General features: G+C 55.4%; 17 protein-coding genes and 2 tRNA genes. 4 read left to right on the top strand and 15 right to left on the bottom strand.

Annotated elements, in window-relative coordinates; all coding sequences use genetic code 11:
• Nucleotides 1-5: 5 nt before the first annotated feature.
• The 3 genes from treY (at nucleotide 6) to MFLA_RS14520 (ending at nucleotide 3,609) form a co-directional block, all read left to right on the top strand.
• Entirely contained in the window at nucleotides 6-2,831 is a 2,826-nt protein-coding gene (gene treY / locus MFLA_RS07250) for a malto-oligosyltrehalose synthase (RefSeq protein ID WP_011479638.1), read from the top strand.
• 110 nt (nucleotides 2,832-2,941) lie between these two features.
• On the top strand, nucleotides 2,942-3,223 hold the full coding sequence (locus MFLA_RS07245; RefSeq protein ID WP_011479637.1) for a hypothetical protein: 282 nt from the start codon (nucleotides 2,942-2,944) through the stop codon (nucleotides 3,221-3,223).
• 227 nt (nucleotides 3,224-3,450) lie between these two features.
• On the top strand, nucleotides 3,451-3,609 hold the full coding sequence (locus MFLA_RS14520) for a DUF3309 family protein (protein ID WP_011479636.1): 159 nt from the start codon (nucleotides 3,451-3,453) through the stop codon (nucleotides 3,607-3,609).
• 80 nt (nucleotides 3,610-3,689) lie between these two features.
• On the opposite strand, the gene MFLA_RS07240 is transcribed toward MFLA_RS14520, so the two are convergent.
• The 15 genes from MFLA_RS07240 to smc form a co-directional block, all read right to left on the bottom strand.
• Nucleotides 3,690-5,570, bottom strand: coding sequence for a SurA N-terminal domain-containing protein (locus tag MFLA_RS07240; protein ID WP_011479635.1), 1,881 nt, complete (start codon nucleotides 5,568-5,570; stop codon nucleotides 3,690-3,692).
• Nucleotides 5,571-5,768: 198 nt separating this feature from the next.
• Nucleotides 5,769-5,845 (bottom strand) — tRNA-Asp (locus MFLA_RS07235).
• A gap of 49 nt (nucleotides 5,846-5,894) precedes the next feature.
• Nucleotides 5,895-5,970: transfer RNA gene (locus tag MFLA_RS07230), tRNA-Val, on the bottom strand.
• Between the two features lie 20 nt (nucleotides 5,971-5,990).
• On the bottom strand, nucleotides 5,991-6,266 hold the full coding sequence (locus MFLA_RS07225) for an HU family DNA-binding protein (protein WP_011479634.1): 276 nt from the start codon (nucleotides 6,264-6,266) through the stop codon (nucleotides 5,991-5,993).
• Nucleotides 6,267-6,383: 117 nt separating this feature from the next.
• Complete coding sequence (gene lon, locus MFLA_RS07220) at nucleotides 6,384-8,819, bottom strand: endopeptidase La (RefSeq protein WP_011479633.1); 2,436 nt, start codon at nucleotides 8,817-8,819, stop codon at nucleotides 6,384-6,386.
• A gap of 142 nt (nucleotides 8,820-8,961) precedes the next feature.
• Nucleotides 8,962-10,227: an ATP-dependent Clp protease ATP-binding subunit ClpX gene (clpX, locus tag MFLA_RS07215; RefSeq protein WP_011479632.1), complete on the bottom strand. Its 1,266-nt coding sequence runs from the start codon at nucleotides 10,225-10,227 to the stop codon at nucleotides 8,962-8,964.
• A gap of 39 nt (nucleotides 10,228-10,266) precedes the next feature.
• On the bottom strand, nucleotides 10,267-10,908 hold the full coding sequence (gene clpP / locus MFLA_RS07210; RefSeq protein WP_011479631.1) for an ATP-dependent Clp endopeptidase proteolytic subunit ClpP: 642 nt from the start codon (nucleotides 10,906-10,908) through the stop codon (nucleotides 10,267-10,269).
• Nucleotides 10,908-12,212: a trigger factor gene (tig, locus tag MFLA_RS07205; RefSeq protein ID WP_011479630.1), complete on the bottom strand. Its 1,305-nt coding sequence runs from the start codon at nucleotides 12,210-12,212 to the stop codon at nucleotides 10,908-10,910. Before tig ends, clpP begins: the two co-directional genes overlap by 1 nt.
• Before the next feature lie 326 nt (nucleotides 12,213-12,538).
• Nucleotides 12,539-12,742 carry a cold-shock protein gene (locus tag MFLA_RS07200; RefSeq protein ID WP_011479629.1) on the bottom strand — a complete coding sequence of 68 codons (204 nt, stop codon included), beginning with the start codon at nucleotides 12,740-12,742 and terminating at the stop codon, nucleotides 12,539-12,541.
• Between the two features lie 168 nt (nucleotides 12,743-12,910).
• On the bottom strand, nucleotides 12,911-13,582 hold the full coding sequence (locus MFLA_RS07195) for a mechanosensitive ion channel family protein (protein ID WP_011479628.1): 672 nt from the start codon (nucleotides 13,580-13,582) through the stop codon (nucleotides 12,911-12,913).
• Nucleotides 13,583-14,004: 422 nt separating this feature from the next.
• The gene (locus tag MFLA_RS07190; protein WP_011479627.1) at nucleotides 14,005-14,907 is read right to left on the bottom strand and encodes a tetratricopeptide repeat protein; all 903 of its coding nucleotides are present in this window, start codon (nucleotides 14,905-14,907) and stop codon (nucleotides 14,005-14,007) included.
• Nucleotides 14,908-14,909: 2 nt separating this feature from the next.
• Nucleotides 14,910-15,710 carry a 3'(2'),5'-bisphosphate nucleotidase CysQ gene (gene cysQ, locus MFLA_RS07185; RefSeq protein WP_011479626.1) on the bottom strand — a complete coding sequence of 267 codons (801 nt, stop codon included), beginning with the start codon at nucleotides 15,708-15,710 and terminating at the stop codon, nucleotides 14,910-14,912.
• Nucleotides 15,707-17,788, bottom strand: coding sequence for an NAD-dependent DNA ligase LigA (ligA, locus tag MFLA_RS07180; protein ID WP_011479625.1), 2,082 nt, complete (start codon nucleotides 17,786-17,788; stop codon nucleotides 15,707-15,709). The genes cysQ and ligA overlap by 4 nt, the downstream gene beginning before the upstream one ends.
• Before the next feature lies 1 nt (nucleotide 17,789).
• Nucleotides 17,790-19,106: a cell division protein ZipA C-terminal FtsZ-binding domain-containing protein gene (locus MFLA_RS07175; protein ID WP_011479624.1), complete on the bottom strand. Its 1,317-nt coding sequence runs from the start codon at nucleotides 19,104-19,106 to the stop codon at nucleotides 17,790-17,792.
• Nucleotides 19,107-19,209: 103 nt separating this feature from the next.
• A complete protein-coding gene (gene smc, locus MFLA_RS07170; RefSeq protein WP_011479623.1) occupies nucleotides 19,210-22,716 on the bottom strand; it encodes a chromosome segregation protein SMC in 3,507 nt (1,168 codons plus the stop codon).
• 61 nt (nucleotides 22,717-22,777) lie between these two features.
• On the opposite strand from smc, the gene queF reads away from it, so the two are divergent.
• Entirely contained in the window at nucleotides 22,778-23,197 is a 420-nt protein-coding gene (gene queF, locus MFLA_RS07165; RefSeq protein ID WP_011479622.1) for a preQ(1) synthase, read from the top strand.
• Nucleotides 23,198-23,200: the final 3 nt, after the last annotated feature.

Genomic DNA, 23,200 nt, shown 5'->3' with positions numbered 1-23,200 from the left:
GCATCATGCCCAGAACAGACATCACCGCCACCATCCGCCTGCAATTCCACCAAGGCTTTACGTTCGAAGACGCATTGGCGCGCATCCCCTATTTTGCCAAACTGGGCATCAGCCACATCTATGCGTCTCCTCTCCTGACTGCCCGCAGCAGCTCTACCCACGGTTACGATATCGTCGACCCCACCCAGATCGATGCGAAGCTCGGAGGCGAAGCAGGTTTCAGGCGCCTGGTCGAGGGACTGCGCGATGCAGGCATGGGGCTGATCATGGATATCGTACCCAATCACATGGGCATAGGCGGGGCGGAAAATCCATGGTGGCAGCATATATTCGAATGGGGCCAGGTCAGTCCTTACGCGACCTGGTTCGACATCGACTGGCACTCCCCCGACCCTGCCCTGCATAACAAAGTGCTGGCCCCTTTCCTGGGAGAGCCTTATGGCGACGTACTGAACAAGGGAGAACTGAAGCTGGCTTATGTCCAGGATACAGGGCAAATCGTCGTAGACTATTTCAACAACCGATTCCCGGTGTCGCCGTTCGACTATCCGGAGATCCTGCGTCGCGCCGACAACAAGCTGCTAGCGCCATTGATAGCGTGCCTGGATGCCCTGGACCGGCAGCAGCCCTATCCCGCACTGGAGAAGAAGGCTGCGCAAGCCAGGCACATGCTGCAGGAGCTGGCAAGCGTGCCTACAGGCAATGCCGCGCTCGAGTCTGCATTGGCCTACTACAACCAAGACAACAGCGAGCGCCGCATGCAGCTTCATGCATTGTTGGAGCGGCAGCATTACCGCCTCACCTGGTGGATCAATGCTGCTGATGAAATCAATTGGCGCAGGTTCTTCGAAGTCAGCGAGCTGGCAGGTATCCGCGCGGAGCTGGACGAAGTGTTCGAGGCCACGCACGCGCTCCTATTCAGCCTGTACCGTGAAGGGTTGGTCGATGGCGTGCGGCTTGACCACATAGACGGCCTGGCCCATCCGCAGAAGTATTGCAACAAACTACGGCAGCGCCTGCAACGCTTGTCGAGGCACAGGCCCAAGCACTTGCAGCATCCTCCCTACATCATTGCCGAAAAAATCCTCGCCCCCGGGGAATGGCTGCGTAGCGACTGGAACCTTGATGGCACGACCGGCTATGAATTCATGGATCAGGTCAGCGCGGTCCTGCACGACCCGCGCGGCGCGCGGCCGCTGACTGAATGCTGGCAGAGATATACCGGCGACCAATACGACTTTGCCCGCCATGTGCGCAGTGCCCGCTACCAGCTGCTGTCGGAAAATCTAGTCGGCGAGTTCAATGCCGCGGCTATCGCCATCCACCGCATTGCACGCGCCGAAATCCGCACACGGGATTATTCCCTGGCGGCCATCAAGCGGGCGCTCATGGAAATCCTTGCGCATTTTCCCGCCTATCGCAGTTACGTGGAGGATACCGGCCCCGCCCCCATTGACCGCGAGATGCTCGAGCAGACCGCCTGCCAGGCGCGTCGCACGCTGGGCCTGGTGGACAAGCCCCTGGTAGACATCATACTGGGCTGGCTGAGCGCTGAGCTGGTCGTGGCCGACCCAGGCAGTGCGCTGGCAGACCTGTCACGACGCGCCATGACACGCTTCCAGCAACTCATGCCTGCACTATGCGCAAAATCCATGGAAGATACCGCGTTTTATCGTTTCGGGCGCTTGTTGTCGCGCAACGAAGTGGGCAGCAATCCGGACATCTTTTCGCTTTCCACCGAAGACTTTCACCAGGCCTGTATCCAGCGCCGGGAGCGCTTCCCCGCCACCATGCTGGCCACGGCCACGCATGACCACAAGCGCGGCGAGGATACACGCATGCGCATTGCCGCACTGAGCCAGGTACCGCAACGATGGGAGTCATTGCTGCAAGAATGGTTTGTCATGAATGCGCGTTTCCACCAGAACATTTTCCCGGAGGAAAACCTCGCCGCCAGCTATAGCGCGCCCCGTCCCCAGCATGAAATCATGCTCTACCAGACGCTCATCGGCGCCTGGCCTTACCATCTGCAGATCGACGACGATGAAGGGCTGAAAGCCTATGCAGAACGCCTGAACCGATGGCTGATCAAGAGCATACGCGAGGCCAAGCGCCTCTCGGGGTGGATGCAGGCCAACGAAGAATACGAGAATGCATGCAGCGACTTGCTCTTCCATATCCTTGATCCCGAGCACAGCCTGCCCTTCCTGCAGTCCGCATATTCTTTTGTCCAGGAAATATCAACGATTGGCGCAGTGAATAGCTTGTCCCAGACCATACTGCGCATGACCACGCCAGGCATTCCGGATCTTTACCAGGGAACGGAAATCTGGGATTTCAGTCTGCTGGACCCCGACAACCGCTCCCCTGTGGAGTATGAGCCGAGGGAACAGCTCTTGGCGACCAAGGTGGCCTTGGACGAGAAAATCACCAATTGGCAGAATGGCGGCATCAAACAGCATTTCATCCAGCAATTGCTGCAATTTCGCAGACAACATGCCGCCCTGTTCAACTGTGGTGACTACCAGCCATTGAAAGTGAGCGGTGCGCGTGCAGCCCATCTCCTCGCGTTTATGCGGACAGAGGGCTCCCATGCACTGATCGTGGTCGTACCTCGGCTGACAGCTCCTCTCATGCCGGAGCGGCAGCGCCTGCTCATTTCCGCAGATGCATGGCAAGACACGATTGTCCATCTTCCCGACAGACTGAACACAGAAGCGTACAACGTCATTTCCGGACAGCCGTACCATGTCTACGCCGGGCAGATCCTGGTGCGTGACCTGTTCTCCAGGCTGCCGTGGGCAACGCTTGCGGTCGACACGAAGCAATGAGCCTGTTTCCCGTATCCGTTTCTTACATCAGCAAGCGTGCTTGGCTGATACGGACCGTGAGGCCTAGCAACGTATAGTGCCCGCTCCACCGAATAAAAAGGAGTGCCCCGATGAGTGCTGCAGAGAATACACACCACCCTGCCGGCAACAAGCTGCAAGACTCCCAGGACAAGGGCAACGAGGAGCAAGCCATCAAGTCCTTGAAGGAGGCCAGCCGCATCCATGCAGCAGATAAGCCAGTCAAGCCGGAGCCTGAGGAGCCGTACAATCCTGTCGAGCCTGATGAACCTGACGTCCAGCCAGAAATCATTGATGAAGATGAAACCGAGGATCATGAAGACCAAAAGATCGCACCACCGCCCGATGGATTTTTCCTAAAGGAAAACAATTGAATCTCCAGGTCCAAGCGATGACTGGAAGCACATCCTTTATCACAGTCTGTTCCTTGTGCCTGACATACCTGGACCCTTGCTGGAGACAGCAGGTATGGCAGCGCCAGCATGGCCTAGCGTGATAAGCGGGCAATCGTCGTCTGGCCTTGTCTTTGGTGAGGCAAGTGCCGAGAACAATTGATCATGAATTATTGTTGATATGGACTCAACTCACTGGAGGGAAACATATGTCTGCTACTACCATCTTATTGATTATTCTGGTTCTGCTGCTTATTGGAGCCCTGCCTAGCTGGGGTTATAGCAAAAGCTGGGGCTATGGTCCGAGCGGAGGCCTGGGCCTGATTGTCCTGATCCTCATCATCCTGCTGCTGACTGGCCGGATATAAATGCCACAGCGTCACAAATAAAAAAGCTCCTATTGGAGCTTTTTTATTTTGCAGTATTGATTAGAGAATCAAGGGCCGGTCTATTCAGTATCCAGCAACTGCGTGTTGATGGTCACCTTGGCTTTCTGCTTCAGCGAATTGATATAAGCACGCCTGTACTCTGCAGCCAATGCGGCCTGCAATTGTGCCTTGGCAGCCCGTTGGTCCTCTTCGCTTTCCACGGCGAACTTGACAGCGTGAACCTTGGCGATCAGGTAACCGTTACGGTCTGCCACACCGTTATAAGCTGGCAGTTTGGAAGCATCTGCCTTGAAGGCGGTAGATACCGACAATTCAGTCAGAGTATTCGGGTTGTAACGGTCCACGGTCACAGGCTCTGTCCAATTGAGAGACACCGCCTTGCCTGCGCGTAGCTCGGCAAGCGCTGCCTCACCCTTTTCACGCGCCAAGTTGGCGGCTTTCTCGTGCTTCAGAAAATCCTCGATCCCAGCCTTTACCTCTTCGAAAGCGCGCGCAGCCGCAGGCTTATGTTCCACGACCCTGGCTGAGATCAGGTTGTTCGGGGAGACCTCAACGGCCTCGGTATTGCGCCTGTCCTTCAATACTTCGTCGCTGAAGACAAGATTCATCAATTTATCGTTCTTGAAGAATTTGGCGCCATCCGCGCGGCTCAGCCAGCCACTGGTCTGTACTTGCAAGCCGAATTCCTTGGCCACAGGTTCCAGGCTGTCTGCCTGTTCATATACCATGTTGCTGAAATTCTCAGCCTGTTCGGAGAACTGAGCCAGAGCTTTCTGGTACATCAGCTCTGCGCGGATTTGGCCTTGTACGTCTTCAAATGATTGGCCGCTACCGTGAATTTCGGTCAGCTTGATGATGTGATAGCCGAAATCGGTTTCAACCAGATCGCTGATAGTGCCTGGCTTCATGGAGAACACCGCATCCTCGAATGGCTTGACCATGGTGCCGGGACCGAACAAGCCGAGATCGCCACCCTTGTCTTTTGAACCGGGGTCTTGTGAATATTGGTGGGCGAGCTGTTCAAAGCGCTCTGGATTCTTTTTCACCAAGGCCAGCACTTCCTCGGCTTTTTCTTTGGCTTTCTGCTTTGTCTCTGGCGTGGGGCTGACGCCAAAACCGATCAGGATGTGGCTCGCACGCCGCTGCTCGTCCCCCTGGAACTGTGCTGCGTTCTGGGCATAATATTCCCGGGCTTCCTCTTCCGTGACCTGCTGGCTGGGAATCAAGGCATTTGCCGACAACAGTACGAATTCGAGCTTGACTTGCTCGGGCACCTTGAACTTGTCCTGATGCTCCTTGTAATAAGCATTGACCTCGTCTTCAGTCACCTTCACCTGGGACAAGTAGTCAGCGGTCCTGAACTCTGCGATGCTGACCTCTCGCGACTGGTGTGCGACTTTGATGGCATTGTTGGCAACGCCGTTGGGTACGAAAGCTAATGCGGACAGACCTTCGCGCGCCTGCATCGTCAACAGGTCAGTGCGCACCTCGTTCTCAAATTGAGATGGCGTCCGGCGGCGCTCTGCCAGGAATTGGTCATATAACGCCTGAGAAAACTGTCCGTCCTGGTGGAAGGACTCCTCTTGCATAATGTAGTGGGAAAGCTGCTCGTCGCTCACAACGAATTTTGCACGCTTGACCTCATTGGCCAATAGCCTGCCTTCGACGAGATGGTCAATCACTGCCTGCTTCAGTTCAGGGCCGTCGATGACAGCCTGGTCCACCTTGCCCTCGCTTTGTAGGCGGTTGCGCAGGTTTTGCAAGGCATTACTGTATTCCTGTACCGTAATTGATTCTCCATCCACCTTGGCAACAGCAACGCTTGAACCCGCATCCCGCAGATAGCTATCAACGCCGACCAATGCAAAGGGGATGGTAATGGCGGCAAGAATGACTTTGGCCAGCCACCCTTTGGAACGATTACGAATTGCTTCCAACATAACAATATGCCTTCTTTATCTTCAATCTTTTGAAATGATCAGCCCAACCAAGACTGACTTGTAAACATAACCTTTGAATATACCACACATGCAGAAAGCAAGGCAGGCCCAGAAAGAGCAACAGAAAGAACAATTTGGCTATATCAGGAATAAACAACGGCGAAAATAAAAAAAGCGAACCAAGCGGTTCGCTTTTTCTGGCGGAGCGGACGGGGCTCGAACCCGCGACCCCCGGCGTGACAGGCCGGTATTCTAACCAACTGAACTACCGCTCCTTGACTTCGCGTTGCTTTATTTAGAACCAACGACTTTGAAGCTGATTGATGGTGGGTGCTGACGGGGTCGAACCGCCGACATTCGCCTTGTAAGGGCGACGCTCTACCAACTGAGCTAAGCACCCGTCTCAACCAACGAAGACCGCTAGTTTACAGCATCTTTGAGTGCTTTGCCAGCCCTAAATTTGGGGGAATTTGCAGCCTTAATCTTGATCGTGGCGCCGGTGCGGGGATTACGACCATTGCGCGCAGCACGCTTGCCAACATAGAAAGTACCGAAGCCGATCAGGGTAACGAGCTCGCCCTTTTTCAACGATTTGGTAATTGCAGCAGTTGTAGCATCTAGAGCACGACCAGCAGCAGCTTTGGACAGCCCAGCTGATTTAGCGATTTGCTCAATCAATTCAGACTTGTTTGCCATGTAAATCCCCTTTCGACGTTGTTTAAGAACAGGTGCGAAAAGACCCTGTGCCCTGCTTTATAGCAAGCGGAAAAAGGCTATGTCAAGCCTTTCCCGCGCCTGCAGTGCTACTGGGTATCAATGCTTGGTGACTGAGGACGATTTGGCCGTTTTGTCTTTGGACTCCACCCCTGCCACGGCGACCTCGGCATCGGCTGATTCGGGCATGCGCTCAAGTGCCAACTGCAAGACTTCGTCAATCCATTTCACAGGATGGATATCAAGATGGTTCTTGATATTGGCTGGGATATCACTCAGATCCTTGACATTCTGCTCTGGAATCAGGACCGTCTTGATTCCACCGCGGTGCGCAGCCAGAAGCTTCTCCTTCAAGCCACCGATCGGCAGCACCTCGCCGCGCAAGGTGATTTCACCCGTCATGGCAACATCGGAACGAACCGGGATATTGCTCAGTACCGATACCAGCGCCGTTGAAATGGCAATGCCAGCACTTGGGCCATCCTTTGGCGTGGCACCTTCCGGCAAGTGAATATGGATGTCGTGCTTCTCATGGAAATCATCCGGGAAGCCCAATCGTTTGGCCCGGCTGCGCACAACGCTCATTGCAGCCTGGATGGATTCCTGCATGACCTCGCCAAGCTTGCCGGTCGTAATCACTTTGCCCTTGCCAGGAAGCAAGACCGACTCGATCGTCAGCAGCTCGCCACCCACCTCAGTCCAGGCCAGGCCTGTCACTTGCCCGACCTGATTTTCCTTCGCCGCCACGCCATAATCGAAGCGTTGCACGCCCAGGTATTTTTCCAGGTTCTTCGGAGTAACGGTCACTTTGCGCGAAGCTGCGCCCGCTTTCGGCTTGGAGGTCAGGATTTCCTTGACCACCTTGCGGCAGATCTTGGAAATCTCGCGATCCAGGCCGCGAACCCCGGCTTCACGGGTATAGTACCTGACCACATCCCTTATGGTTGCTTCGGAGATGCTGATCTCGCTTTCCTTCAGGCCGTGGGTCTTCAATTGCTTGGGCAAGAGATAGCGCATCGCAATATTGACCTTTTCATCTTCGGTATACCCGGCCAAGCGGATCACTTCCATGCGGTCAAGCAATGGGCCTGGGATATTCAGGGAGTTGGCCGTCGCGACGAACATGACGTCGGACAGGTCGTACTCCACTTCGACATAGTGGTCGACGAAAGTATGGTTTTGCTCAGGATCCAGCACCTCCAGCAAGGCAGAAGAAGGGTCGCCTCGGAAATCCTGGCCCATTTTGTCAACTTCATCCAGCAGGAACAACGGATTCTTGACGCCTACCTTGGCCATGCTCTGCAGGATCTTGCCGGGCATGGAGCCTATATAGGTGCGACGATGGCCGCGGATTTCGGATTCGTCACGCACGCCGCCCAATGCCACCCGGACGAATTTGCGGTTGACTGCCTTGGCAATACTTTGGCCCAGGGAGGTCTTGCCCACCCCGGGAGGCCCGACCAGGCAAAGGATAGGAGCCTTGAGCTTATCCACGCGCTGCTGAACGGCCAAGTACTCGACAATTCTTTCCTTGACCTTTTCCAGGCCGTAATGGTCAGCATTCAAAATATCCTCTGCCGTGCCAAGATCGCGGCTGATCTTGGTCTTCTTCTTCCACGGCAGGCTGACCAGGGTCTCGATATAATTGCGCACCACGGTAGCTTCAGCCGACATGGGCGACATCATCTTGAGCTTCTTGAGTTCGGCGTTGGCTTTAGCAAGCGCGTCCTTGGGCATACGCGCATCGGCGATCCGCTTCTCCAGCTCTTCTATGTCAGCATTCTCGTCCTGCTCGCCCAGCTCCTTCTGGATGGCCTTCACCTGTTCATTCAGGTAATACTCACGCTGGCTCTTCTCCATCTGGCGCTTGACTCGGCCGCGGATGCGTTTTTCCACCTGCAGAATATCGATTTCGGACTCAAGCAGCCCCAGCAAATGCTCCAGCCGTTCAGACACATTGAACATTTCCAGGATTTTCTGCTTTTCCTCGAGCTTCAGCGTCAAATGTGCAGTGATGGTGTCGGCAAGGCGCCCCGCGTCATCTATGGTGGCCAGTGAAGTCAGGATTTCAGGGGGAATTTTCTTGTTCAGCTTGACGTACTGGTCAAACTGCGTGAACACCGTACGCATCAGCGCCTGGGTCTGGCTGTCGTCGCTTGCGGCGCTTTCGATCTTTTCCGTCCGGGCAGCAAAGCATTCCTGGGTTTCGACGAACTCCAGTACTTTGACCCTGTGCAAGCCTTCGACCAGCACCTTGACTGTGCCATCTGGCAGTTTGAGCATCTGCAGTACGGTTGCCACCGTGCCTACCTCATAAAGATCCTCAGCATCAGGCTCATCCTTGTTGGGAGATTTCTGCGCCACCAACAGTATCTGTTTATCCTGTTCAGAAGCGAGCTCCAGCGCCTTTACCGATTTTTCGCGGCCAACAAACAAGGGAATGACTAGATGCGGGTATACCACCACATCGCGCAGTGGCAATAATGGCAGCAAGCCAGACTCTGGAGAGAAAACCGGTAATGTTTGTTCTGTCATGAGGAAACTTTCAATGTTGTCAGCAGCACGGCAACACGCCGGCTGCTTTATACATCAATGGGGACAAGCACCGGCACTTCAAGTGCCGACGCTTGGATTTTCACATAAATAAAGGCTGCAAAGCAGCCTTTAAGTACACGTCTTAGCTTGCAGTCTCGAGCCGAGGCTCATCCGCATAAATCAGGATGGGCGGGGAATCCCCTTTGATCACGCCTTCGTCCACAACCACCTTGCGCAAGTTGGGAATGGAGGGCAGATCGTACATGATTTCCAGCAAGGCATGCTCCATAATGGAACGCAGGCCACGTGCGCCAGTCTTTCTTTCCAGCGCTTTCTTGGCGATCATGCGGAGCGCCGCTTCACGAAACTCGAGATCAACCCCCTCCATCTTGAAGAGCTTGATGTATTGCTTGGTAAGGGCGTTCTTGGGCTCGACCAGGATTGTCACCAATGCGTCTTCGTCAAGGGACTCCAAGGTTGCGATAGCAGGCAGCCGTCCGACAAACTCAGGAATCAAGCCGAACTTGATTAGGTCTTCGGGCTCGACATCCCGCAACACCTCGCCAATTGCACGTGCATCTTCCTTGCTCTTTACTTCGGCGCCAAATCCGATACCGCCCTTCTCGGAACGGCGGCGGATGATCTTTTCCAAGCCATCAAACGCACCACCGCAAATGAAAAGAATATTGGTGGTATCCAGCTGGACAAACTCCTGGTTGGGATGCTTGCGACCACCTTGTGGCGGCACCGACGCTACCGTGCCCTCGATCAACTTGAGCAGCGCCTGCTGGACACCCTCTCCCGATACGTCCCGGGTGATAGAAGGGTTGTCCGACTTGCGTGAAATCTTGTCGATTTCGTCGATGTATACGATGCCGCGCTGCGCTTTCTCTACATCATAGTCGCATTTTTGCAGCAGCTTCTGCATGATGTTCTCGACATCCTCACCTACATAGCCAGCCTCTGTCAGCGTCGTCGCATCGGCCATGACGAAAGGCACGTCCAGCAAACGGGCAAGCGTCTGCGCCAGCAGGGTTTTGCCGGAACCAGTAGGCCCAATCACCAGGATATTGCTCTTGGCGATCTCGACATCGTCCTTCTGACCACCCTGCTCCAGACGCTTGTAGTGATTGTAAACTGCAACCGCCAGGTTTTTCTTCGCCTGTGTCTGCCCGATCACGTACTGATCAAGGATGGCGCAAATTTCCTTGGGAGTCGGCAATTTGCCGCTCTTGGGCTTGAGGCCATCCGCCTCCTGCACCTCCTCGCGAATGATGTCGTTGCACAAGTCAACGCATTCATCGCAGATGAAAACGGATGGGCCCGCAATCAGCTTGCGTACTTCATGCTGGCTTTTGCCGCAAAACGAGCAATAAAGTAGCTTTTCGCCCTCGGCTTTTGTCGTCATCAAACTATCCTAAAATAAACTAAAGGTTTGCCTACTATATTATGCAGCATCTGCCCGACTGGCAATCACCTTGTCTACGATGCCATAAGCTACTGACTGCTCAGCGCTCATAAAGTTGTCACGATCTGTATCCAAGGCAATTTTCTCTACCGGCTGGCCCGTGTGGCTGGCCAGGATGTGATTGAGTTTTTCGCGCAGGAACAGTATCTCCTTGGCGTGGATTTCGATATCGGATGCTTGGCCTTGGAAACCGCCCAGTGGCTGGTGAATCATGACGCGGGAATTGGGCAGACAGAAACGCTTGCCCTGCGCGCCTGCCGCTAGTAGCAAGGCGCCCATGCTGGCTGCTTGCCCCACGCACAAGGTACTGACGTCCGGCTTGACGAACTGCATAGTATCGTAAATACCCATCCCTGCCGTTACCGAACCGCCTGGGGAATTAATGTAGAAGTAGATATCCTTGTCGGGATTTTCTGCTTCCAGGAACAATAACTGAGCCACCACCAGGTTGGCGGTTGCGTCGTTGACTGGCCCCACCAAGAAAATGATGCGTTCCTTGAGCAGGCGGGAATATATATCATAAGAGCGCTCACCACGGCCACTCTGCTCAATGACCATGGGGATGTACCCCAGACCTTGTGCCTCGAACTGGCTCTGCGCGGTTGCTGGATAGTGAATCATTAGCTATTTCCCATCAGGTCATCAAACTTGACTTTCTTGTCTACGACGTTGGCAGACTTCAATACCCATTCAACCACGTTATCTTCAGTCGCCAATGCAGCAGGCTCATCCAGACGCTTGGTATCAGCGTAGTACCAGGTCACCACATCGTCAGGACGCTCGAAACTTTGCGCAAAAACATTCACCATATTGCGCACTTGTTCTGCATTCGCCTGCAGGTTCTCGCGGTTGACAAGCTCGGAAAGAATGAGGCGCAGGCTAGCATTGCGCGTAGCTTGCTCCTCAAACAATGCAGGTTCGAGATTGACATTGGCAAGATCGACACCACGCTGCTTGAGATTGTCCTGCGTGCTCTGGATCAACCGACCAACCTCTGCATTGATGAATGCCTTAGGCACCTCCAGCGCTGTATTATCCAACAGAGCTTGGAAAGCCTGCTCCTTGAGCTTGACGCGTATGCGCTTTTCCACCTCTTGTTTCAGGCTGGCCGTGATTTCCTCGCGCATCTTCTCGACATCGCCGTCTTCCACACCCAGGCTACGGGCGAAATCCGCATCGAACTCAGGCAGCTTGGCCTGTTCGACAGTATTGAATGTGACATCATAGCGGACAGTTTTTCCTGCCAGTTGCTCGGGCTTGTGATCCTCGGGGTAAGCAATTTCAAAAACCTTGTTGCTACCTGCCTTATTCCCGGATAGCTCGCTCTCGAATGCAGGGAAACGGCCGCCTTCACCAATGATGAGATCAAGACCATTTTCATCGGTACGCTCGACTTCCTGGTCATCTATGTAGGCAATCAAGCTGATGTTGATCTTGTCGCCTTTCTTGGAAGCGCGTTTGACGGGCTCGAATGTCGCACGCTGGCGCAGCAATACATCAATCGTTTTTTTGACCTCTGCCTCACCCACCTCGAGAACAGGGCGCTCGATCTTGGCCTTGGACAGGTCGCCTATATTGACTTCGGGGAATACCTCGAAAGTGGCAACATATTCAATCTGCGGGTCATTCTCTGCATAGGGCTTGTGTTCGATATGGGGGTATCCGGCGACTCGCAGCTTATTCTGCTCGACGGCATCACTGAAGCTGCGCTCCACTGCATTGGAGAGCACCTCATTGCGCACTTGCGCACCGTATTGTTGACGCACAATGTTCAACGGTACCTTCCCAGGCCGGAAACCCGGCATCTTGACAGTGCGAGCCAGGCGGTTAATACGCTCGTTCACTTCTGACTCCAGCGGCTGTACTGGTACAGAAACCGTCATCCTGCGCTCAAGATTGCTGATGGTCTCAACGGTTGCTTGCATTGCTGTGTTCCTTAAATCGAGTTTATGCGCTGACGGGCGATGCTGAAAATGCGGCCTTCGCCCCGGTCAACTTATTGAAAATTAAAAATTGCAAAACCATGACTCTAGTTTTACGCCAGCATTCGCTTCAATCCTGCCAATCACAGTGCAGGATTGGACATGAATATTAACTGGAGATTCTAGCATAGGTGGCTATAAAACATAATCTCAGGAAACGCAGAAACGCCAGGGCGGCAGAATACGAGCCTGGGCAGGAAGAGACTGGGAATAGTCAAAACAAAGGGCTGATCAATTGGATCAGCCCTTCATGTTGCAGATGTCCGGGATCAGGCTTTTTGGATATTGGACGCCTGTTTCCCTTTGGCTGTCTGGGTTATTTCGAATTGCACCCTGTCATTTTCTTTCAGGCTTTTGTATCCGCTAGTCTGGATTTCAGAAAAATGCGCGAACAAGTCATCGCCTCCTTCGTCCGGCGAAATAAATCCGAAGCCTTTTGCATCGTTGAACCATTTGACTGTACCAAGTGCCATATCATCTCTCCAAATATGAAAACTAAGAACTGACTGCAATTGCATGCTAAAACAAGCAGGCAGGCTGGCGGATAAGCATTTGCTGATTGTGCTGTAGGTGCTTTCCTACAGTTAGAAAAGCTCAGGGCCGCATTTGCGGCCCTGACAGGATTGCAGCAGAGGTTGATGTTATTTACGTTTGGATTGTATTTCCTCGATAAAACGGGCAGCCCGGTCTTTCCCCCCCAGGCCGAATGCAATCGCAAGTGCCAGGAAGATCGCGCCAAACACAATGACAAACAATGCAGTCAGAAGCTGGGTGCCGATATCCAGCTGCTCAAGAGCAACAAACAGGGCAAATATCTGAATGCCATACTCAACAGTGGTACTGATTCTGAGCGCACCATCATATTTCATACCATGCAACCATGCGAACACCAGACGGTTGACGAAGCGTGCCAGCAACGTACCGAAGATCAACACAAGGATGGCGACAATGATCTTGGGCAGGTAATTGGCCAGGTTGTTCAGCATGTGGGCGACTTCATTGAGTCCGAGCGTATTGGCGCCGGTGATGACGAACAGCAGGATCACAAGCCAATAGATGACTTGACTGATGACGCCACTCAGGGTGAGGTCGAAATCGCCATGCTTGAGGAATGCCTCGAGGCCGGAACGATCGGCAAACTTGTCGAACTGGGCCAGCTCGAGAATGCGCTTGACGCCCAGACAGGCAACCTTGGCACACACCCAACCAAAGGCAAGGATCACGATCACGGCCAGCAACTTGGGGAAGAAATATGCCACCTGACTCCAGAACTCATTGAGCGACGTGAGAAAAATATCAATCTGCTGTTGCATAAGCACACTCCTCTATTTATTGATGACCTTGATAACAGGTCTTTTGAACCAGAGCGGTAATACCTGGCTGTTCAGGATAGGACAGGTATTTTCCCGTAAATGCGGAATGTCCGCAAACAAATAACTTTTTTAAGTTAAAGTTAAATATAGAAAAATTATTTAATAATTTGATTAATAATATATTTTTATTTCAACCGCAGCTTAAAAAGCACAAAAAAAGCTTATTATGAACAGCAAATCAGCGCTCAAACCGAACGTATAGAAATAATTGTATATTGGGATAGAGATCAGCTTTTCCCGCTGTCCGCATGCAGCTTTCCCGAGTATACGGAATCGCGGGATGCTGCTTTATCGGGGACTGGCGCGCCACACCATGCACCCCTGTCAACAGGAGCTGACCTGCCTACGCCGCTCAAGAGTAATTAGCGCTGTGATAGGTTCTGCAGCTGCATGTTCACTTCCGCCATCAACTTGTCTGCGCCTATGGCCTCACCAATTTCAAGTGCCTGCGTCAACATCGCTTTCGCCTTGTCAGGCTGGCTTGCGGCAATGAAGTTCAGTCCCAGATAGTAGTAACCTTTGGCTACCCAATAGCCATCGCCGGCATCCTTTGCCTTGAGGATGATCCTGTTGAGATTTTTCTCTGCATTTTGAAAATCTTTGGCATTGATGTAGAGCGAGCCCAATTCCAATCCGGCATTGGCATAGGCATCGAAGCTGCCATCGCTCGCCTGCATGACCAATGCCTTGACCTGGTGCGCGATGGCATCATCATAAAGCCCCTGCCTGGCCTTGAGCTGCGCCAAGTGTTCGTTGGCGTCGGCCCGCTCGTTATTATTGCCGGCAAGCTCAAGCGCCGCTTCATAGTGGCGCTGCGCCTGCGGCAACAAGGCTTGCTGCATCAATGCCTCACCTGCCAACAGGTGTGAAATGAACTGGAATTTCTGGTTTTTCTCTTGCTCGGCAAGCACCAGTGCTGCTTCATAGCTGGATTGCGCCTGCGCATACTGCTTCAATGCATTGTAGGCATTCCCCTTGAATAAATGGGTCACCAGGCGCTCATGTCCTGTGCACGCCTGCGACTCTGCGGCAGTGAAGCTCTCGATGGCCGCTTCACCCTGCCCCAGGCTCAATTCCGCCCGGCCTTTGCACAGCAACAGATCGCGCTGTCCCGGCTGTTTTCCCAGGCCCTGTTTCGCTTGCGCCAATGCGGCGGCGGCATCGTCTTCACCCAGCGCTCCGAGGCAGCCCTCGGCCGGGTTTGTGCCGGCGTGAACAAGACCGCTGGCAAACATGCCTAGCATGAGTACTCTAAAAAAAAACATTGTTACTCCATATATTGATTCCAGTCGTGCGCTGTCGCGCCACGCGCAAAGAATTCTGGGTTGAGAATCGTATCCTTGCCATTGTATTGCAGGGCCAGGCCATGGCGGTCCACCACTTGCCCGCCTGCGCATTCGAGCACGCATTGCCCGGCTGCCGTATCCCACTCCGATGTCAGACCCAGGCGAGGATAGACATCAGCCCGCCCTTCCGCCACCAGACATATTTTGAGAGAGCTCCCCATGCTGATCATATCCGGCTCGCCATGCCGCTTGGCAATGTTGCGCAGCATTGCCTGGACTTTATTGTTGAGATGGGAACGGCTGACCGCTACCGTGATATGCCCAAAATCCAGCGTCCGCGCGTGAATCCTAATGGCTGACCCGCTGCCAGATTGCTTATAGGCAGCTTTACCGTCGGCATAATAGCTGAGCCCCAGTGCTGGCGCATGGATGACCCCGAGTACAGGCCGGCCTTGATCGATCAGGGCGATATTGACGCTGAATTCATCATTACGCTTGACGAACTCCCGCGTGCCGTCCAGAGGGTCTACCAGCCAGTATTGCCGCCACTGCCGACGCTCCAAGAACGGAGCAAGCTCGCACTCCTCGGAAATCAAGGGCACGCCCGGTGTCAAGCGCTGCAAGCCCGCGGCAATGACACCATGGGCAACCAGGTCCGCCTCTGTCAGGGGAGAGTAATCTTGTTTGCGCTGTACTGCAAAATCTCCCCGGTATACCTGCATGATGGCATCCCCGGCCTTATGCGCCAATCGGATCAATGCCGGGAGCAGCGCATGACTCATTCAGCGAGCAGGCTCAACAGCCCCTCCTCGTCCAGTATCGCCAGCCCCAGCTCCTGCGCCTTGGCAAGCTTGCTGCCGGCATCGCTGCCCGCCACGACATAGCTGGTTTTCTTGGAAACGCTGCCACTAACCTTGCCTCCAGCCGCCTCTATCTTTTCCTTGGCCTCATCCCTGGACATAGTTGGCAGCGTACCAGTCAATACAAAGGTCTTTCCCTCCAGCTTGCTGGAACTGGCTGGCTGGCCATCAGTCTCGCTCCAGTGGATGCCGGCATCGCGCAGCTTCCTAATCACTTCACGGTTATGCTCCTCGGCAAAAAACTCCGCGATTGAGCGTGCAACAACAGGCCCGACGTCCGGCACCTGCTGCAAAGTGTCGACATCTGCTGCTTGCAGCGCATCCAGCCTGCCGAAATGACGCGCCAGGTCCTTTGCCGTCGCTTCTCCCACGTTGCGTATGCCCAGTGCGTAAATGAACCTGTTCAGCGTCGCCTGCTTGCTTTTCTGCAACGCATCCAGCAGGTTCTGGGCAGATTTCATGGCCATGCGATCCAGCCCGGATAGCGTTTCCAGATTGATTTTCCCCGGGTCATATAGATCCGCCAGGGTTTCCACCATGTTTTGGTCGACCAGCTGGTCGACCAGCTTTTCTCCCAGGCCTTCGATATCCATGGCACGGCGGGAAGCGAAATGCAGGATGGCCTGCTTGCGCTGTGCCGCGCAGAACAAGCCGCCTGTGCAGCGCACAGCGGCCTCTTCAGGCAGCCGGACGGCATGAGAGCCGCATACCGGGCATAAGCCGCCTATCGCATCAAGCAGAATGTAGGGCTGGGAGCCAGCAGGACGCCTTTCCTTGATCACGGACACGACCTCGGGGATGACGTCGCCGGCGCGGCGCACCACCACGGTATCGCCGATGCGCACGTCCTTGCGGTCGATCTCATCCTGGTTGTGTAGCGTGGCGTTGGTGACAGTCACACCTCCCACGAATACCGGCTTCAGGCGCGCCACGGGGGTGATGGCGCCGGTGCGCCCCACTTGGACATCGATATGCTCCAGCACCGTCATTTCTTCCTGCGCCGGGAACTTGTGGGCCACGGCCCAATTCGGTTCACGGGAACGAAAACCAAGCTCGCGCTGCAAGTCCAGGCGATTGACCTTGTAGACTACGCCATCGATATCGTAAGGCAACTGGTCCCGCTTGGCGGAAATGGCCTGATGGAAGGCCGCCAGTGCCTCTGCGCCCATACCGACGGCACGTTCGTTGCACACAGGTAGACCCAAGGCCTTGAGCGCATCCAGCACCTGGGCGTGCGTGAGAGGTACCTGCCACCCCTTGGTCTCTCCAAGACCATAGGCAAAGAATGACAAAGGGCGCTGGGCGGCAAGCCGCGGGTCGAGCTGACGGATGCTGCCTGCCGCGCCGTTGCGCGGATTGACCAAGGTCGGCTTGCCGTGTTCACGTTGGCGTGCATTGTAACGCTCGAAATCTGGGCGACTCATGTACACCTCACCCCGGACCTCAAGCACTTCCGGCGCTTCGCCGTGCAATTGCAGCGGAATCTGGCGCATGGTGCGGATATTATGTGTCACGTCTTCGCCGACCTCGCCGTCGCCACGGGTTGCCGCCTGCACCAGCAGGCCATGTTCATAACGCAGACTCATCGCCAGGCCGTCAAATTTCAACTCCGCTGCATATTCAATCGGCCCATCTTCCGGCAGCAGTCCCAGCTTCTTGCGTACGCGTGCATCGAAGTTATAGGCACCCTGGGGCGTGGTATCAGTTTCCGTCTCGATCGACAGCATGGGCACGTGATGCCTCACCGGCATGAGCTCCGCCATGGCTGCACCGCCGACCCGCTGCGTGGGAGAGTCCGGCGTCACCAGCTCCGGATGCGCATCTTCCAGCGCCTTGAGCTCGCGGAATACCCGGTCATATTCGCTGTCCGGCACACTGGGCGCATTCAATACATAATACTCGTAGTCGTAGCGCCTTATCGTGGCGCGCAATGCTTCCACCTTTTCAGCCAGGCCGGCAGGCGCTGGCGGCGAAAACAAGCCGTGTTGCATACCCGTCATGTCAGGAGAACAAGCGCAGAGCGTAAGCCTGGCCCGGCACGATGCCATGCGCAATCATCTTGTCGTGGATCAACTTGATCTGGTGGCGGATCTTGTCGATCTGGGCATCGCTCAACTCATGCTGCCTGTCATCCACCAGGCGGGCTCCCAGGCCATGCTCCATTTGCCTGGCCAGCAGCACCATATGGTTATATGCCTCGCTACAGTTCTGTACCCGCGGGATATCGAGCTGGAAGGTCACTCCACGGATCACCGAAGTACGCAGCATTTCGGTACTGAATGGCAACTTGTCATGATTGACCACGGAGAACAATACGTGCCGGTCACCGTTACTGTCCTCAATGATGTAGTGATAGGCCCCGTCCTCTCCCAGCGTCAGGCCGCCTGCTTCAGCCAGGCCACGGAACTTGGTACCCGTAAACGGCCCGTTTGCACCTTGTGCAAGGTGGAAACCAACCATTTTGTCCACTTCCACGCAAAACTGGTCAAGCTCGACAGCCTGCTGCAATGGGTTTTCCGCATTCAGCCATTCAATGGACGCATGCAGGGACTTGGCCAGCGCTTCGACTGCAAGGTGGAAGCGGGACAGGGTGCCTGTCGAGACTGCGCCTGCACGGTCTGCAAGCTGCAAGGCACAGACGGCAGCACTAAACTGGGTAGACTCCTGCTCCCTTGTCAGCAAGTGCCAGCGCTGGTCGCTGCCCAGCCCATAGGCATACACTGGCTTGTCGATATCCGTGATGGTATGGAGGAATTCCCGCAATGCCTGGCCGCTGACGGGAGCAGGCAATGAAAGCACCGCGACGAAGTCAATGTCGGGATTCACCTCAGGGGGAATAGTCAGCACAGGGTGGGCAGCAGGCGCCGGTTCCGCGGAGGCAGCAGTGAAAGATTCCACCGGTTCCCTGCCTTCATCCTGGGCATGGTCTTCCCATGGTGGCAGCTCCGTTTCTTCCGGTACGCTTTCTACCATTACCTCATCCGTTGACTCTTGGGTCCCGGCATAGGAGCCAGCCAAGGCTGCGCCCTGCTCTTCCGGCACATCCCGGAGATCAACCTGCTCCTCGAAAGAGGCTTGCTTAACGGTACTAGGATCGGCAGTTTGACCATCATCCACATCATTGACCGCATGCGGGTCTATATGGAACTCTTCATTGCGCAGGGCGCGCGCCTCTTCCATCAAGGCATCATACTTGGGCTCATCAAAGCGCTTGAAAGTCTCCTGCCTGAACTTGCGCTCCTGCCACCAATTGAAGGCCAGCACGGCGCCGATGATCAGGACGCCCAGCCCCAGTAAGGCCCAATGTAGGTCAGTCATTATGTTAATACTCCAAGCTTCTTGATCTGATAAATGATCTTGGTTTATTCAAGAGTGTTGCCGGCGTGCCATGCGTGCCAGTGAGCATTGAGAACGGATCCACTCATGCCGCCTCATGCATCTGCAATGCCGCCGCGATATCCACTTCCACGATGCGGGAGACGCCGGATTCCTGCATGGTGACGCCAATGAGCTGCTGCGCCATTTCCATGGTTATTTTATTATGGCTCACAAACAAAAATTGTGTGCGCTCCGACATTTTTTTCACCAAGGCGCAAAAACGCTCGGTATTGCTGTCGTCCAATGGTGCATCCACCTCGTCCATGAGGCAGAACGGAGCCGGGTTGAGCCGAAACAGGGCGAACACCAGCGCGAGGGCCGTCAGCGCCTTCTCGCCACCCGACAGCAAATGGATGGTGCTATTCTTCTTGCCCGGCGGCTGGGCAAAAACCTGCATACCAGTGTCAAGGATTTCATCGCCCAGCATTTCCAACCTGGCCTGCCCGCCCCCAAACAACTCCGCAAACAACTCCGCAAAGTTGCGGTTGACCTCGTCATAAGTATGCTGCAGTCGGATGCGCGTTTCGCGGTCTATGCGCCGTATCGCATCCTCGAGCGTGGCGACGGCCTGCTCCAGGTCTGCCGACTGGCTATCCAGGTATTGCTTGCGCTCACGCTCGCTTTCCAATTCCTGCAATGCGGCGAGGTTCACTGGCCCCAGCGCCTCGATTTCCACACCCAATGCCGCAATCCTGCGTTCAAGGTCGCTGGTTTTTGTATTGGCAGTCAGCCCCTGGACTAGGGACCCTTCCTCCAGCCCGCAATCCTGCAGGTTTTGCTGGCATTGCTCAAAGTGCAGTCGCGCCTGCTGTTCATTGAGGCGCGACTGCTCGAGCTTGTCGCGCAAGGGATGCAGGCCCTGCTCGCATTGCATGCGGTTGCGTGCCTGCTGCTGCAATGCATTGTCGGCTTCCGCCAACGCGTCGCGTGCGGTGGCCAGCGCAGCCTCGTACTGCTGCTTGCGGGCGATCGCGGCTTCCAGATTGGCCTTGAGGTGCTCCATTGCCGCAGCCTCGAGCAGTGCCTGCGCTTCCTGGCGGCGAGTGGTGAGGCTTTGCTGCTCTTCCTGGATCGCGTTCAATCTGCTCTGGCTATCAGCGATGCTAGTCGCCAGCAGCTTGTGGTTGAAAGTTTTTTCCTGTGCTGCCCGCTCGGCTTTTTGCCAGGCAACCCGCACCGCATTCAACTCATTTTCAGCGGCATGTCGCTTGGCCTGGGTTTCCTGGCGCTCGGATTGCAGTTGACTGAGGGATGCCCGTAGCTGGCCGAGCTTTTGCTGCTGTTGCTGGCAACCCTGCTGTAATTCTTGGTATTGCTGGCCAAGGACGACAATGTCTTTCTCCAGTCCTTGGCGGCGCTGGGCGATATGCTGCCTTTCTTGAGTGAGCTGCTGGATCTGCAAGCTGCGCTGGTGTTGCGCCTGTGTCGTGCTACGTAATTGCTGCTGCAATTGCTGTTGCTGCTGGCGCAACTCCTGCTGCTTGAGCTCTGCCTGTTGCAAAGCGTGCTTGGCCTGCTGAAGCGACTGCTGCATTTGCGGCAGGCCAGCCTCCAGCATATCCAGTTCTCGCTGGCGTTCCAGCACGCCGTGCAACTCCGAGTTCTGCGCATGCAGGCTGATACTGTGGCGGTCATAGATATCACCTGTCGCAGTGACCACGCATTGCCCGTTTTCCAATGAAAGGCGCAGCTTCTCTGCTTCGTCCACCGTTTGCGCGACCAGGACATTGTCCAGCCAGTTGGCCAGCAGTCCCTGCAATCCAGGCTCCTGCACCTCTACCATGGCCCTCAATTGCTGCGCATGGGCGGGAGCCGACACTGAGTCGCCTGCAAGAGCAAGCACCAGTGCCGCGGGAGGACGCTCTGCCACAAGACTCGCCACCTCCTGCTCCGGCATGCCGACAATCGTGTTGAGGCGGGCGCCCAGCACCGCCTCAACCGCGGTTTCCCACCCCGGCGCGATCCTGATCTTTTGCCAGAGGCGCTCACTGTCATGCAGGCCATGCGCGCTGAGCCAGCCCTCCAACTGCCCCTGCTTGCCCAGCGCTGCCTGTATCTTGCGCAAAGAGGCAACCTCGGCCTCTGCCTGTGCCAGGCGGCGCTCATGTTGCAGCTGCTGCTCGCGCAATGCCTGGACCTGCCCGGCCTGTTCCTGCTCAAGCTCCCGTAGTCGCTGTAGTTCCTGCTCAAGTTCAGCCTGCTGGCCGGCCGCCTGCTTGAAGTCGGCTTCCAGCTCATGCAACCTTGCCTCGTCCGGCATCTTCAGGTTGTCTGACTCCTGCTGCATGCGCTGCAGGCGCAGCCTAGTATCCTCTGAGGTGCGCTCGGCATGCTTGAGATTGGTCTCCTCCAGGCGTATGACCTGCTCCGCCTCATGCAATGCCCGTTGTGCGGCGGAGTGGATATGCAAGGCAGACTGGAAGGCACGCTCCATTTCCGGCAGCCTCTGCTTCAATGCCTGCAGTTGCTCGCCGGCCTCGGTTTCCTCGGCAAGCGCTACCTGCTGCTGAGCTTGCAATGCCTGCAGCTTGGTACTGAATTCCTGATGCTGCTGTTCGAGCTTGTGCGACTGTGCTGCTATCTGCTGCAATTGCGCCTGCAGGCGCGATCGCGCCTCCTGCGTGTGGCGCAATTGCTGTTCCTGGTTGGAGACTTCGGCATTAGCTTCGTAATAAGCAGCTTGCGCCGCCTGCAGTTGGGTCGAGGCCTCCTGGTGCCGCTGACGTAAGATTTCCAGGCTGCTCTCCGCCTGACCCAGGGCGGCCATCTGCGCTTCGAGCTCGATGCCAAGCCGGTTCATGGCGGCCTTCGACTTCTCCCACTGGTTGCTGGCGTCGCGCATCCTCAACAGCCAGAGCTGCCCTTGCGCCAACTGCAGGTTGGCCTGCAAGGCCTGGTACTGCAAAGTGACCGCAGCCTGTGCCTCCAGGCGTATGATCTGCTTGTCCATTTCCTGGCGGATATCCTCCACGCGTACCAGGTTGTCACGCGTGTCCCGTAGCCGGCTCTCGGTCTCGCGTCTGCGCTCCTTGTACTTGGAAATGCCAGCAGCTTCCTCAAGGAAGACGCGCATTTCCTCGGGTCTGGCTTCCACAATCCTGGAGATCGTGTTCTGGCCGATGATGGCATAGGCGCGGCCACCCAACCCGGTGCCCAGGAACAGGTCGGCCACGTCACGGCGCCGCACAGCTGTGTTGTTGATAAAGTAGCTGGAACCTTTTTCGCGCTCGATCACGCGCTTGACGGAGATTTCGGCATATTGCGACCATTCCCCTGCCGCGCCGCCCAGGCTATTGTCGAAGATGAGCTCCACACTGGCGCGGGAAGCCAGCTTGCGATTTCCCGAACCGTTAAAAATAACGTCAGCCATGGATTCACTGCGCATTTCCTTGGCGCTGGACTCGCCCAGCACCCAGCGTATCGATTCCATGACATTGGACTTGCCGCAACCATTGGGGCCCACTACGCCGACGCGCTGGCCGTGGATATGCAAGGTAGTGGGGTCGACAAAGGATTTGAAACCTGCGAGCTTTAGATGAGTCAGGCGCAATTGGTGGAGGTCTTGGCTATAATGACACTTTTTTGATAATCCGATTTATACGGTAGCCCTTATGTCTAGTCAACCCAGCAAAGCCTTGGAAACCTTCGACAACCCCACTCCGGGACGCGATTTTCATATTCACATGGAGATCCCGGAATTTACCTGCCTGTGCCCGAAAACCGGCCAGCCGGATTTCGCCGTGCTCTATCTGGATTACATTCCCGACCAGAAATGCGTCGAGTTGAAGAGCCTCAAGCTTTATATCTGGTCTTTCCGCGACGAAGGCTGCTTCCATGAAGCCGTGACCAACCAAATCCTCGATGACCTGGTCGTGGCGACCGATCCCAAGTTCATGCGCCTTACTGCCAAGTTCTACGTGCGCGGCGGCATCTTTACCAACGTGGTTGCCGAACACCGCAAGCCGGGCTGGCAGCCGCAGCCTCGCGTCGAACTGGCCGAATTTGAATCACAATCGAATATCCGCGGTTAAATA

Source organism: Methylobacillus flagellatus KT, assembly GCF_000013705.1.
Classification (GTDB): domain Bacteria; phylum Pseudomonadota; class Gammaproteobacteria; order Burkholderiales; family Methylophilaceae; genus Methylobacillus; species Methylobacillus flagellatus.
Note: the sequence above shows the minus strand (reverse complement) of the source record. Positions and strands in the feature narration are given on the sequence as shown.